Here is a 13,312-nt window from a genome sequence, read left to right as displayed (position 1 = left end):
GATAGCGGGGGTGCGTCGTTCCGACCGCCATCTTCAACACAACCTTCCGCAAATTCTCCATCCGCCGGCGCGTCTCCACCATGTGGTCGAACGACCGACCAAACCAGCCTCCCCCGCGACACGCCATCGTCCATCTAGATACCAGATTTCGTCGTTGGGCCTGACCGAATCTTAAGCTCCCTCGCCCTATTATCCGCTCAGTTCCGGGGCCTCGATGACCCCTACTCATCCGCGTGAGGGTTTTGGCGTGCGCTACAGAGAGACGGACGAGGTGTTCAAGACGCTCGTGTCGGAGCTGCACTCGACGCTGACCCCGACGACGATCATGGGGATCACGATCCTTGCCGTCGGGCTGTTCGCCCATCAAAGCCTTGGCAATACGCCGCTGTTGATGGCCACCATCGGCGGGGCCATCGCCTCCCTTGGCAAGATCGCGGTTTCCCTGGCTCATCGACGCGCGGATGCCAGGAAACGCTCGACGGTTGCGGATGCGGCCTACTGGGAAAAGGTGCAGGGGCTTTTCATCTTTGTCATTGCGGCCTGCGTGGGGATCATCGCCACCATAGCCTTTTCCTACCGGGACCTCTCGGTCCACATGCTCGCCGCGGCCCTGACCTTCGGATACTGCGCCGGGGTGACGGTGAGGATCTCCGTTCGGCCGTTGATCGCGGCGACCGCGATCCTGCTTGCCGCTTTGCCGGCCTCTGTCGCGATCCTGGTTTATGGCGATACGGCCCACTGGATCATGGGTCTGCTGGCGGTGATCTTCCTCGTCGCTGCAATGCAGAGCATGCTGCATGTCTATCGCACGACCGTCAGGCAAATCCGCCTCTTTCTTGAGATGGAGCATCAGGCCCGGCACGATCCGCTGACAGGGCTTTTGAACCGCACGGCGCTGAGCGAGGCCTATCTGGCCCTTGGCAGGGCCGACGATGTGCTCACCTGCGTACACTGCTTCGACCTCGACGGCTTCAAGGAGATCAATGATCGCTTCGGGCACGCGGTGGGCGATGCCTTGCTGAGGGCGATTGCAGAGCGGCTGCGGGACACTCTGGAGCATCCCGAGATCGCGGTACGGATCGGCGGGGACGAGTTCGTCATCCTTCAACCCACTGTGCGCGACCCCGTCCATGCCGACGCTCTGGCGCGCCGGATCGTGGCCCTTCTCGGCGCGCCCTACCCGCTTGCCGGTACGGAGATCCGCATCGGCATCAGCCTGGGTTATACGATGGCCCTTTGCGGATCTGTGGATCTGGACCAGATGATGGTCACGGCAGACAAGGCCTCCTACCGCGCCAAGCGAAACGGCGGCGGGATCGACCGCGAAATGCCGGCGACGGCGAACCTCGGGAAGTTCTTCGCCGCGGCATGACGGCGCTGGTCAAGCGACCGGCGGTCTGCAGCGCCGCCCGCCTCACCCCAGTTTCAAGACGATCTTGCCGATATGTTCAGAGCTTTCCATCAGCCGGTGCGCCTCGACGACCTGATCGAAGGGCAGGACCGCGTGGATGACCGGGGCGACTTCGCCGCTTTCGATCAGCGGCCAGACTTCAGCCAGCAGTTCATCGCGGATGGCGCGTTTTTCCTCCGCCGTGCGCGGGCGCATGGTGGAGCCGGTGACGGTCAGGCGCTTGACCATGATCGGGGCGAGATTGGCCTTTTCGACGGTCGAGCCGCCGAGGAAGGCGATGATCGAGAGGCAGCCGTCTTTCGCGAGGATCTGCAGGTTGCGGTCGAAATAGGAAGCCCCGATCATATCGAGGATGACATCGACTCCCTTGCCGCCGGTTTCCTCCTTAATGATCTCGACGAAATCCTCGGCCTTGTAATTGATCGCTCTTGCCGCGCCGAGATCCATGCAGGCGGCGCATTTTTCCGCCGAACCTGCGGTGGTGTAGACGGTTGCGCCGAAAGCCTTGGCCAGTTGGATGGCGGTGGTGCCGATGCCCGAGGAGCCGCCATGGATGAGGACGGTCTCGCCTTCCGTCAGGCCTGCCATCTGGAAGAGATTGGCCCAGACGGTGAAGAAGGTTTCCGGCAGGGCCGCCGCCTTGACCGCGTCATAGCCCTTGGGGAAGGTCAGCGCCTGAGTGGCGGGGACCGTGCAATATTCGGCATAACCGCCGCCATTGGCGAGCGCGCAGATATGGGCGCCGATCTCAACGTCGGTGACGCCTTCGCCGAGAGCCACCACTTCGCCTGCAATCTCGAGCCCGAGCACGGGGCTCGCATCCTTCGGCGGCGGATAGGTGCCCTGGCGCTGGGCGACATCCGGACGATTGACGCCCGCCGCCTCGACCCGGACCAGGATTTCGCCGGGGCGCGGCTGCGGCAGGGGGCCGGTCGCGAGCCGCATCACCTCCGGGCCGCCATGGGCGGGGAGATCGACGTAACGCATGGTGGACGGCAGAGACGAGGTCGCGGGCTGGGACATGATCGGCACTCCTGGGAGACATGACAGAGGCAGGATGGTCCGGCATAGAGCCTCTCAAATGCGATGAAAAGGAGGCCCTTTGCCGCCCGCGACAAATGGTGGCGATCGGGATCAGTCCGGCTGCGGCGCGAGGGTGCATTCCATGAAGGTGGCGATTGGGGTATGTTCGTAGCGGCCGAAGGGGCCGCGATTGCGGAAACCGGCACGTTCGTAAAGGCGGCGCGCCTCGACATTGCGGATACCGACTTCGAGGAGCACGGCGCGGATGGCGCGCTGCCGGGCGGATTGGAGAATGGCGGCGACGAGATGGCGGCCGACGCCCTGCCCCGCATGATCAGGGTCGACGATCATGCGCTTGAGTTCCGCGGTGCCATCGCCAAGATCAAGGAGGGCCGCACAGCCGAGGGCTCGGCCTTTCGTGTCACGGGCGACGAAGAGGGTGATGCCGGGGCGCGATAGGGTGGCGGGGTTCAGGGGCTGCCGAAAGGCGCCCGGATAGAGACGTGCGGCGACGGCGTCGGAGAGAGCAAGCAGGGTCGCGATGGCGGGTTGATCGGGTGGTTCCATGGCGAAGATGATCTGCATGAATGGCCTTTGGCGGTAGCTTCTTCTTCACGTCCGGCCAAGCAGTGGGTCGAGCAAGCCGATTATAGTGCAAACCCCTTCAGCCACAATAATCAGGCCGGGTAAACGCCTCCAGAAAGACCGCAATTGAGCAACCCAAGGATGCTTCGAGCACAGCTTTCACCCAACGTATGGCCACCTTGAGTCAGTTGCGGTAGCTTCCGTTGGGGCTGGGCAGACGACGAGACCCGGATACTGCGAGTAAATCGCCATATCCAGCTCGCTGAATGCCACGTTGAGGGGCGCAGAAGCGTGGCTACAAGATATCCGATCCGGATCAAGGCCGCACCAAAGGTCGGCAATATATACTGGTGTGACTTTCATCCCGAAGGGGTAATCCACATCCCCGAGTTCTGGAAGAAAAGGCCCGTGATCGGGGTGAGCCGAAACGCCACCCTGCACGGCAAAGTGACCATTCTTCCGATGACGACGGACGAGGACAACGCGTCCAACATCAACGCGATAGAGTTGAGCGCCGAGGTGCAAAGCAAGATCGATAACAAGCGTACTTGGGTCATTTGCGACCACCTGACGACGATCGCGACCAGTCGTCTCGACAACGTGTCCACCACACCACCGAGGGTGAAGGGAGACGAGTTGACGGCTATCCTGCGGAAAGCTCACGCCACCATCGCCGGCTGGGTGTCTGCCCCCATTGTGACTGTGACAGAGGTAGAGACGACCAGGACCGTGGAGACACCGTCTGGTTCCCTTGCCGAGACGATGGACACGATCACGATAAGGATAGAGGAGAAGCCGGCTCGATGAGGCCGTAGGTCCCTCTTGCTTGACGGAACACCGCACGAGCAGTATAAAAATCAGACATGCGGGGCCGAAAGGTCGCCGTCTCTCCGAAAGGAGACTCATAAGCCAAGCCACCCGCACGGGTGGCTTTGGTCGTTTTAGCGGACGGCGTTTTATGCATTACTGCGCGTGAGCTCATTTATCGGCGGTCTAGCCGGCACGCCCCCTCCTCACGCTGCCCCAAACACCCCGATCACCAGCCCCTCCTCGCTTTCCTTCGCCTGCTTCTTCAATTCGGCGATCTCGGCGCTGATGCGGTTGACGTCGTCGATGACGAGGCCGGGGGGCAGTTCGATGACGCCGATCGAGCAGCGCATCAATGGGAAATCGCGCACCAAGCCCTGGCGATCGAGACCCTTGATGCGGCCGGCCTGGCGGTCGGCTTCGGAATAGAGGTCGATCACGTCGTCATGGAAATCCGAGAGCAGGCGGTCGAGAATTTCGGTCAGTTCCTCTCGGGTCCAGTCGGTCACGCCGATGAAAAAATCGTCGCCGCCGACATGGCCAAGGAAATCCCCTTCGGAGAAGAAGTAGCGACGCAGGAGGGCGGCAAAGAGCGAAATGGCGTGGTCGCCGTGGTGGAAGCCGTAGTGGTCGTTGAACGGCTTGAAGTGGTCGAAGTCGCAATAGCAGAAGAAGCGCGATGCATCACCGTCGCGGGCTGCGTCCTGGATGAAATCGCCGATGGCGCGGTTACCCGGAAGTCCGGTCAGCGGGTTCTGGTCCTGGGCGGTCTTCAGTTGCTTCTCGTTGATGATGCGGATCAGCGAGGCGGCGGAGACGATGCCGGCATAACGCATGTTTTCCGTCAGGATGACGCAGTCGGAGCCTTCCATATTGGCGAAGATCGTCATCAGGCGCTCGGCATCGGCATCGAGACCGACGATCGGGGCGCGGTCGACGAATTGCGAGATCGAACGTTCGTAGAGCTTGTTCTTCAACAGGTCGCGGCCGAAGGGCTGATAGATGTATTCCTTCAGATGGCGCTCGTTGATGATGCCGCGCGGCTCGCCATTGGCGTTCAGGACGGGGAAGAAGGTCTGGCCGGGATTGCGGCGGAAGAGATCGAAGACATGTTCGATGTTTTCGTGTTCGTAGACTGTCGGCAGGGTTTCGATCTGGCGGCGGATGAGGATCTCGTCGAGCGACTGGGTGGAGCGGCGGACCTTGCCGACATCCTGAAGATGCGGAAACGCGCTTTTCAGCTCTGATGTCAGCGTGGTCGGGCGGGCGATGAACCAGCCCTGGACAAGATCGACGCCGAATTCCCGGCAGGCGATGAATTCTCCCTCGGTCTCGATGCCCTCGGCAATGACGCGCACGCCGAGCACATGGCAGAAATTGACGATGTTCTTGACCAGATGGCGCTTGCGCGGATTGCTGTCGAGGCCCGAGATGAAGTGACGGTCGACTTTCACATAATCAACGGGGAAATCGCAGAGCAGCTTCATCTCGCCATGACCGACCCCAAAATCGTCGATGGCGAGCTTGAAGCCGGAGCGGCGCAGGCGCTCGACCAGGGCGGCGAATTCCGGCACACGGGTGTTGTCGAAGCGCTCGGAGAGTTCGAAGCAGACAGAGGATGGCGGGATCTGCGCCTTGCGCAGCTGGTCGAGCAGTGTGTCGACGAGCGCATTGCCCTCGGGGATCAGCCGGACATCAAGATTGAGAAAAAGGGTTGCACCGGCACGATCCGGCAAGGTGGCGAACTTGGCCAGTGCGCGGCTGGCAACCATCTGTTCGAGGGCGAGCAGATGGCCGGTTTCGGCGGCCTGATCGAGAAGATCGAGCGGGCTCTGAAAGCCGAGGCGATCATGGCCGCGCAGCAGGCTCTCATAACCGAAGACGGCGCCGGTGCCGACTTCGACTATCGGCTGGAGGGCATTTTCGACAACCAGCTTCGCCAGTGTCAGCAGTTGATCGTTGGCGAACCGGCGCACAACTGCGCCCTCTTCGACCGCCCCCAATGCCATGATCTTCTCCAATATACCTTTGTTTTTTATGGCGAGATCGTGGCAAGCAATCGTCAAGAAAGCCTTTCCCGGATGTGACAGTTCGATGAAAGTTTCGGGACGGGACTGCAGAAATATCCAAGTTGGCGGATGATCTGCGGCGCCCCGTCAGCGCGCGCAATATCAATCTCCAGAAGGGTTTTCGTGCCTTCGATCCGGGCGCCAACGGTGAAGCCGCCATAGGCGGGCGCATCCAGGGAGGCGATGCCATTCATAGGATTTACCGTTAACTCAGGACTGGGGAACGTAGGATGCAGAAGACGCGGACCCTGTGGCTGCGCGGTTCATCGGTGCCGCGCACCGAGGCGCAGAATTTTTGTTGATTGATCAGTCAATCAAACTTATCTTGGCAATAATCAAAGGGGAATGACATGCCGAAGGTCGGAATGGAGCCAGTGCGCCGCAAGGCGCTCGTCGATGCCGCGCTGAAGACGATCGGCCATCACGGCTCGCTGACCGTGACCATGTCCCAGATCGCCCGTGAGGCCGGTGTGTCGGCAGCACTCGCGCATCACTATTTCGGCTCGAAGGATCAGCTGCTGATCGAGACCATCCGCACCTTGCTGAGGCAACTGAGGGCCGATGCTGTCATTGCGCTCAGCCAGGCGGAGACGCCGCGCGCGCGGATATCCGCCGTCATCCGCGTCTCCTTCCAGGCCGATCAGTTCGCGCCGAAAGTCGTTGCTGCCTGGCTTGCCTTCTATTCGGAGGCGCAACGATCGGAAGAGGTGCGCCGATTGCTCGTCGTCTATACGCGGCGGCTGCATTCCAATCTGATGTCCGGCTTGAGGCCGCTCTGCGGGGCTTTCGACGCGGGGCGGATTGCCGATGGCGCTGCGGCGATGATCGACGGGCTCTATATCCGGCAGTCTCTGAAGGCTGCGCCCCTGTCGATCGAGGCCTCTGTCGCATTGGTCGAGGATTATGTGACGGGGCAGCTCGCCGCCCACCCTCCCCTTGAGGCGGAGGGTCGGACCGCAGGCACGGGGTGGGGTGAGCCGTGACGACGACCGTATTGCCAGAGACCAAGATCACCCCCACCCGCCGCTTTGCGGCGACCTCCCCCCTCAAGGGGGAGGTGGAGAGAAACCACCCGTCTGGAGACAGGACATGAAAGCTCAACCGCAAGCCTCGCATTTCATCGACGGGGCATATGTCGAGGATACCGCCGGCACCGTCATCGAGAGCATCTATCCGGCGACCGGCGAGGTGATCGCCAGGCTACATGCGGCAACGCCCGCGATCATCGAAAAGGCGATTGCATCGGCCAAGCGGGCGCAGAAGGAATGGGCCTCCTGGAGCCCAACCGCACGGGGTCGCGTGTTGAAGAAGGCAGCCGAGATCATGCGCGAGCGCAACCGCGAGCTGTCCGAGCTCGAGACGCTCGACACCGGCAAGCCGATCCAGGAAACGATCGTTGCCGACCCGACGTCCGGCGCCGACAGTTTCGAATTCTTCGGCGGCATCATTGCGACTGCGATGAACGGCAGCCAGATCCCGCTGGGCGGCGACTGGGCCTATACCAAGCGCGTGCCGCTCGGCGTCGTCGTCGGCATCGGCGCCTGGAACTATCCGCAGCAGATCGCCTGCTGGAAGGGCGCACCGGCGCTCGCCGCCGGCAATGCGATCGTGTTCAAGCCGTCGGAAGTGACGCCGCTCGGCGCCTTGAAAGTCGCCGAGATCCTGATCGAGGCCGGTGCACCGAAGGGTGTTTACAATGTCATCCAGGGCGATCGCGAGACCGGGCCGCTGCTCGTCAGCCATCCCGATGTGGCCAAGGTGTCGCTGACCGGCTCCGTGCCGACGGGGCGCAAGGTGGCGGGGGCGGCTGCTAGCCAGCTCAAGCATGTGACGATGGAACTCGGCGGCAAATCGCCGATCGTCGTTTTTGACGATGCCGATATCGACAGCGCGATTTCGGGCGCCATGCTCGGCAATTTCTATTCGACCGGCCAGGTCTGCTCGAACGGCACGCGCGTCTTCGTGCACAAGGCGATCAAGGAGACCTTCCTGTCGCGGCTGAAGGCCCGCACCGAGGCGATCGTGATCGGCGATCCGCAGGACGAGGCGACGCAGATGGGGCCGATGGTCTCCCTCGCGCAGCGCGAGAAGGTCCTGTCCTATATCGACAAGGGCAAGGCGGAGGGCGCGACGCTTGTGACCGGCGGCGGTATTCCGAACAGTGTCACCGGCGAAGGTTTCTACATCCAGCCGACCGTCTTTGCCGATGTCACCGACGACATGACGATCGCCCGCGAAGAGATTTTTGGGCCCGTGATGTGCGTGCTCGATTTCGAGGATGAGGCAGAGGTGATCGCGCGGGCAAACGCGACGGAATTCGGTCTCTCGGCCGGTGTGTTCACCGCCGATTTCTCCCGCGCCCACCGCGTGGTCGACCAGCTGGAAGCCGGCACGCTCTGGATCAACACCTACAATCTCTGCCCGGTCGAAATTCCATTCGGCGGGTCCAAGCAGTCCGGCTTTGGCCGCGAAAATTCGGCAGCGGCGCTGGAGCATTATTCCGAGCTGAAGACGATTTATGTCGGCATGGGCAAGTGCGAGGCGCCGTATTGAGATTTCACCTCCCCCTTGAGGGGGGAGGTCGCGCGGCACGCGCGGGTGGGGGTGACGGTTATGAGGTTGTCCATTCCTAGGGATCACCCCACCCCGGCACTGCGTGCCGACCCTCCCCCTCAAGGGGAGGGTGTTGAGACGCCGCCGTCGCGCGGTCCGCTCTCCTCTTGAGGGGACTATGACGAGAGCTGAACGGCGCACTAGGGCAAGATTGTTTTGGGGATAGGCATGAAAAGCGCAGATTTCGTCATCATCGGTTCCGGCTCGGCGGGTGCCGCCATGGCTTACCGGCTGTCGGAGGACGGGAAGAACACCGTCATCGTGCTGGAATTCGGCGGCTCCGATATCGGTCCCTTCGTGCAGATGCCGGCGGCCCTTGCCTATCCGATGAACATGGACCGGTATAACTGGGGCTATATGACCGAGCCCGAGCCGCATCTCAACAATCGCCGGATGATTGCGCCGCGTGGCAAGGTCGTGGGCGGGTCCTCGTCGATCAACGGCATGGTCTATGTGCGCGGCCACGCTGAGGATTTCAACCGCTGGGAGGAGATGGGGGCTACCGGCTGGGGTTATGCGGATGTGCTGCCCTATTTCAAGCGGCAGGAAAGTTCGCATGGCGGCGAAGAGGGCTGGCGCGGCACGAACGGGCCGCTGCATGTGCGGCGCGGCGAGGTGAAGAACCCGCTCTACCGCGCCTTTATCGAGGCCGGGCGGCAGGCCGGGTTCCCGGTGACGGAGGACTATAACGGCCGTCAGCAGGAGGGTTTCGGCCTGATGGAGCAGACGAGCTGGCAGGGGCGGCGCTGGTCGACGGCGAATGCCTATCTCAAGCCCGCCCTGAAACGGCCGAATGTTTCGCTGATCCGCTGTTATGCCCGCAAGGTCGTGATGGAAGGCACCCGCGCCGTCGGCGTCGAGGTGGAGATCGGCGGCAAGATCGACGTGGTGAAGGCGAACCGCGAGGTGATCGTTGCGGCCTCGGCCTTCAACTCGCCGAAGATCCTGATGCTCTCGGGCATCGGTCCCGCCGCGCATCTACAGGAGATGGGCATTCCCGTCGTGGCGGATCGTCCGGGCGTCGGGCAGAACCTGCAGGATCACCTGGAATATTACCACCAGTTCAAGTCGAAGCTGCCGATCACGCTGCATTCGAAGAACAACTGGTTCTGGATGGGGATCGTCGGCGCGCAGTGGCTGTTCTTCAAGAAGGGTCTCGGCACCTCCAACCAGTTCGAGGCGGCGGCCTTCATTCGCTCGGCGGCGGGCGTCAAATGGCCCGACATCCAGTATCATTTCCTGCCGATCGCGATCTCCTATGACGGCAAGTCGGCGGTCGGTGGCCATGGTTTCCAGGCGCATGTCGGCTACAACATCTCGAAGTCGCGCGGCTCGGTGACGCTGCGCTCGCCCGATGTGAAGGACACGCCGGTTCTGCGCTTCAACTATATGAGCGATCCGGAGGACTGGGTGAAGTTCCGCCATGCTGTGCGTGTCACCCGCGAGATCTTCGCCCAGAAGGCCTTCGATCCCTATCGCGAGGTCGAGGTGGCGCCCGGGCCAAATGTGCAGTCGGACGAGGAGATCGATGCCTATCTGCGAGAGCATCTGGAAGGCGCCTATCACCCCTGCGGCACCTGCAAGATGGGTCGCGCGGATGATCCGATGGCGGTCGTTGATCCGACCACGAAGGTCATCGGCGTCGAGAGGTTGCGGGTGGCGGACTCGTCGATCTTCCCGCATGTGACCTATGGCAACCTCAACGGTCCCTCGATCATGACGGGGGAAAAGGCGGCGGATCATATTCTCGGCCGGCAGCCCCTGCCCCGCTCCAATCAGGAGCCGTGGATCAATCCGCGCTGGGAGACGAGCGACCGGTAGGAGTTTAGCGGTAGTCGTCTTCGCGCTGGTGGCGAATGGCGAGGATTGAGAGGGGCTCGTCGTTCACGACTTCGAACAAGACGACGTAACCCGCCTGTCAAAAGGTACGAGGAGTTCACGCACCATGATTGTCTCGTCATCAAATGGATGCGTCGACCAATCATCGGGAAGTCGACGAGAGTTTCGAGGTGGTGGGGCACTGCGTCGTAGGCCTTGTCGGCCGCTAATGGATTGATGCCGGCCAGTTGCCGATAATAGCGCTGCATGCCGCGAAAGAAGCTTTCGGAATAATGCAGCTTTCGGCTCATCGCGATTTCGCGGCCTTCGCCTTCGCCTCGTCGCGGATCTCTCGCATCATGGCAAGCACTTCTTCGGTTTTGTAGGAAATGCCAGTGCGAGCCATGTGTTTGCGCGCGGCCAGCCCCCTTGCAATAAACTCCGCCTGTTCGCGTCGATATTCCACCTCCGGCCTCGCCGATCGATCGATCGATCGATCGATCAATCAGATCGGCCACGGTCTCGCCGTCGCGCAACACACTTTCGGCGGCGGCGTGGAAATCTTCTTCATCGACGACGGCGGGTTTGACTGTGTCGTTCATGGCCGGGCTCCTTGGCTTGGCACTGGCCGATCTTGGCCGAAAATCGGCGCGCGATAAGGCGCGGGCTCGGTAGGTGGGGATGCAGGCGATGAACTGCTGCGCCAGGCGTGCTTAGACCTGCGTCACGCCTGCTGCCGCCTAGTCCGTGCCTAGCCTGGCTGCCAGGGCGGTCGTCTCGACAGCGAGGGCGCGGGCCGGCCCGCCGGGAGAGGTTGAGAGCACAATGTCCGGGTGGCTGCGCTTCAGGGCTTCGGCATGCGCACGGCCGCGCGGATCGGCCGAGGCGGAGAGGACGATGCGCACCGGATTGGGCAAGGCGCCGGAGCTCAGATCATAGACATAGCCGCGGTCGGTTTCCTGTTGCGAGGCTGTCATGCAGAGCCGTTTCGGCAGGGCGACCGCCTCAGTCGGATCGACCGCCAGGGTCTCGCCGATCGTCTGGGCGAAACTGCCGTTCGGCGTCTGGGCCACAATGGCGAGCGCCAGGGCCGCGCCTTCGCCGAAACCCACGATGCGGGGCGGATGGTCGCTGCTCGCATTGGTCCGGGTGCGGAGTTGGTGGGCCAGATGCTCGATCTCAGCCGGCAGGAAGAGACAGTCTCGTTCCGTCTCGCGCGAGAGTGCTGCCCGCCAACGGCGCAGATCGACGCCCACGGCAATCGCACCACTCAAGGCCGCAGCGTCCAGCGCGGTCTGCTCCATCACGTCCCAGCCATTGGCATCGGAGAGGACGAAGACGACCCCATTCATACTGTCATCGTCCGGAACGAGGATATTGTCCTGAGGCAGGTTCGACCGCACCTCGGAGGCGGCCTGCACCGATGCTGACAAGCTGCAAACGGCGGTGAAAAGAACTAGAAAGCCCAATGCGCCGAAGGAGGCGGGCTGTGAGTGGCTCTGCTCCAGCCTTGTGGGATTGGCGCGGCCAGGGCAGGTGCGAGGCTCTGGCGAACCGAAGGGGAAAGCTGCCATGATCGCGAGCACTCCGCGCAGTGAATTAGATATGTCGAATAAAATGGACTTCTGACATGTGCGGGTAAAGGAGTTCGTAACGCACATGTTCAATTGCCCTATGAGGGGACAAATCGGAGATTGCGGACGTGATTTTCGCTTCCGCCCCCCTCGTTGCGCAGCCAAAATCCGATGGAAGGCGACAGGCCTTCCACCGAGAGTGGGATCAGCGCTGGCGCAAGACCGTTGCCGCCAGCGAGAACGGGCTGGAGATGGTTCTCGCTGCCGCATCGAAGACGAAGGCACCGGCGTCACCAAGGGAAGCACTCGCTGCCGGTTTGCTCAGGGCACTGGAGAGTTGCTTCACATCGAAGAAGCGGTTGTGATTGGTCGCGTCCGCCGATTCCAGCGAGGAAATGTCGACAATGGTCACGCCGGCCTTCTTTGCCGCTGCGGCCACGTCGGGATCACGCACATCCAGAGCACCGACACGCTGGGTGCCTGCGCCAAGCAGGCTGGAGACCTGAAGGGCACGGTCGTCGGCGGCCACGAGGATGACGATCGGAATGTGCATGCGGCCGATGACATCGAGCTGTGCCGTGAAGACGTCGGCGTCGATATCGGGGGCCGCCATGATCACCCGCAGCCGGTTCAGCACGTCGGTTCTGCCTTCGAGCTTCAGCTGGCGCAGGGCCTCGACGGTCAGCCATCCACCCATGGAGTGGGCGAAGACGTCGACCTCACCCTTGCGCGCGGTGACGAGGTCGGCCATCAGCCGGGCCAGCGCATCGCGGGAATAGGCGGCGGCTTCCTTGTCGGCGACATAGGCGGGCAAGGCGGCGAAGGACGGCCAGGAGAAGACGATCGGTATACCGTCGACACTGCTATCGGTATTCAACTGCGCGAGACGGTAGAGCGCTTCCTGGAAATTGTAGTTGTAGCCATGCACGAAGACGACGGGGACCGCAGCCTTCGGCGCACGCACGGCTTGCAGCAGATCCTCCCTTTGCAGCACCGCCTGCGACAACACGGCGAAATCGGTGCGCGGATCAACCGTCTTGCGCTTCGGCCATTCGATATTGGCCGGCTTGTGGTTCGGCGGAATGGAAATGTCGAAACGGGCGTAATTGGGCTCCAGTGTCTTGTCAAAGCCGAAGACGTTTTTGCCTGGCTCGCTGCGATTCCGCGTGGTGACGGAATAGAGCGTTTCCACCCGCTTTGGCTCGAAATCGGTCAAGGTCACCGAGGACAGGGTCTCAGGTCCCGGACGACCGGCACAAGCCGTCAGCACCTGCCCGGCGATCAGGCACACTGCCAGCAGTGAAACCCTGCGCGACGGATACAGAGCGGATGGGGGACGCTTCATGCAGTATATCCTCATGCTGTCTGGCAGCGCGAGCCATCGTCATGACGGCCGAGGGGGAGCTATAAAG

At 62.2% G+C, this 13,312-nt stretch carries 12 protein-coding genes; 5 read left to right on the top strand and 7 right to left on the bottom strand.

What is annotated here, in order from left to right; all coding sequences use genetic code 11:
• Positions 1-214 precede the first annotated feature (214 nt).
• Positions 215-1,372: a GGDEF domain-containing protein gene (locus FJQ55_RS05270; protein ID WP_140826629.1), complete on the top strand. Its 1,158-nt coding sequence runs from the start codon at positions 215-217 to the stop codon at positions 1,370-1,372.
• A gap of 42 nt (positions 1,373-1,414) precedes the next feature.
• Here the strand turns inward: FJQ55_RS05270 and FJQ55_RS05265 are convergent, their stop codons facing one another.
• Together FJQ55_RS05265 and FJQ55_RS05260 are read right to left on the bottom strand one after the other, a co-directional pair.
• A complete protein-coding gene (locus FJQ55_RS05265; RefSeq protein ID WP_167507687.1) occupies positions 1,415-2,434 on the bottom strand; it encodes an NAD(P)H-quinone oxidoreductase in 1,020 nt (339 codons plus the stop codon).
• Positions 2,435-2,545: 111 nt separating this feature from the next.
• A complete protein-coding gene (locus tag FJQ55_RS05260; RefSeq protein WP_140826628.1) occupies positions 2,546-3,019 on the bottom strand; it encodes a GNAT family N-acetyltransferase in 474 nt (157 codons plus the stop codon).
• A 291-nt stretch (positions 3,020-3,310) separates the two neighbouring features.
• Here FJQ55_RS05260 and FJQ55_RS05255 point away from each other — a divergent pair, with 291 nt between their 5' ends.
• Positions 3,311-3,826, top strand: a complete 516-nt coding sequence (locus tag FJQ55_RS05255; RefSeq protein WP_161596946.1) for a type II toxin-antitoxin system PemK/MazF family toxin — start codon at positions 3,311-3,313, stop codon at positions 3,824-3,826.
• 206 nt (positions 3,827-4,032) lie between these two features.
• Here the strand turns inward: FJQ55_RS05255 and FJQ55_RS05250 are convergent, their stop codons facing one another.
• Positions 4,033-5,835: a bifunctional diguanylate cyclase/phosphodiesterase gene (locus FJQ55_RS05250; protein ID WP_140826626.1), complete on the bottom strand. Its 1,803-nt coding sequence runs from the start codon at positions 5,833-5,835 to the stop codon at positions 4,033-4,035.
• 53 nt (positions 5,836-5,888) lie between these two features.
• Positions 5,889-6,131, bottom strand: a complete 243-nt coding sequence (locus tag FJQ55_RS23945) for a pYEATS domain-containing protein (protein ID WP_425467526.1) — start codon at positions 6,129-6,131, stop codon at positions 5,889-5,891.
• 114 nt (positions 6,132-6,245) lie between these two features.
• Here FJQ55_RS23945 and betI point away from each other — a divergent pair, with 114 nt between their 5' ends.
• From betI to betA, 3 genes are all read left to right on the top strand, one after another.
• Positions 6,246-6,878 carry a transcriptional regulator BetI gene (gene betI, locus FJQ55_RS05245; RefSeq protein WP_140826625.1) on the top strand — a complete coding sequence of 211 codons (633 nt, stop codon included), beginning with the start codon at positions 6,246-6,248 and terminating at the stop codon, positions 6,876-6,878.
• Positions 6,879-6,984: 106 nt separating this feature from the next.
• A complete protein-coding gene (gene betB / locus FJQ55_RS05240; RefSeq protein ID WP_140826624.1) occupies positions 6,985-8,448 on the top strand; it encodes a betaine-aldehyde dehydrogenase in 1,464 nt (487 codons plus the stop codon).
• 228 nt (positions 8,449-8,676) lie between these two features.
• Positions 8,677-10,329, top strand: a complete 1,653-nt coding sequence (betA, locus tag FJQ55_RS05235) for a choline dehydrogenase (protein ID WP_140826623.1) — start codon at positions 8,677-8,679, stop codon at positions 10,327-10,329.
• Here betA and FJQ55_RS23635 read toward each other — a convergent pair.
• From FJQ55_RS23635 to FJQ55_RS05220, 3 genes are all read right to left on the bottom strand, one after another.
• On the bottom strand, positions 10,284-10,928 hold the full coding sequence (locus FJQ55_RS23635) for a hypothetical protein (protein WP_246085025.1): 645 nt from the start codon (positions 10,926-10,928) through the stop codon (positions 10,284-10,286). The two genes, betA and FJQ55_RS23635, sit on opposite strands and share 46 nt — an antisense overlap.
• Before the next feature lie 138 nt (positions 10,929-11,066).
• Positions 11,067-11,900 carry a hypothetical protein gene (locus FJQ55_RS05225; RefSeq protein ID WP_140826622.1) on the bottom strand — a complete coding sequence of 278 codons (834 nt, stop codon included), beginning with the start codon at positions 11,898-11,900 and terminating at the stop codon, positions 11,067-11,069.
• A gap of 205 nt (positions 11,901-12,105) precedes the next feature.
• Positions 12,106-13,245, bottom strand: a complete 1,140-nt coding sequence (locus FJQ55_RS05220; protein WP_140826621.1) for an alpha/beta hydrolase — start codon at positions 13,243-13,245, stop codon at positions 12,106-12,108.
• Positions 13,246-13,312 lie beyond the last annotated feature (67 nt).

It is taken from the genome of Rhizobium glycinendophyticum (assembly GCF_006443685.1).
In the GTDB taxonomy this organism is placed as follows: Bacteria; Pseudomonadota; Alphaproteobacteria; order Rhizobiales; family Rhizobiaceae; genus Allorhizobium; species Allorhizobium glycinendophyticum.
The sequence above is the reverse complement of the archived record's forward strand: the minus strand, read 5'-3'. Positions and strand labels throughout refer to the sequence as shown.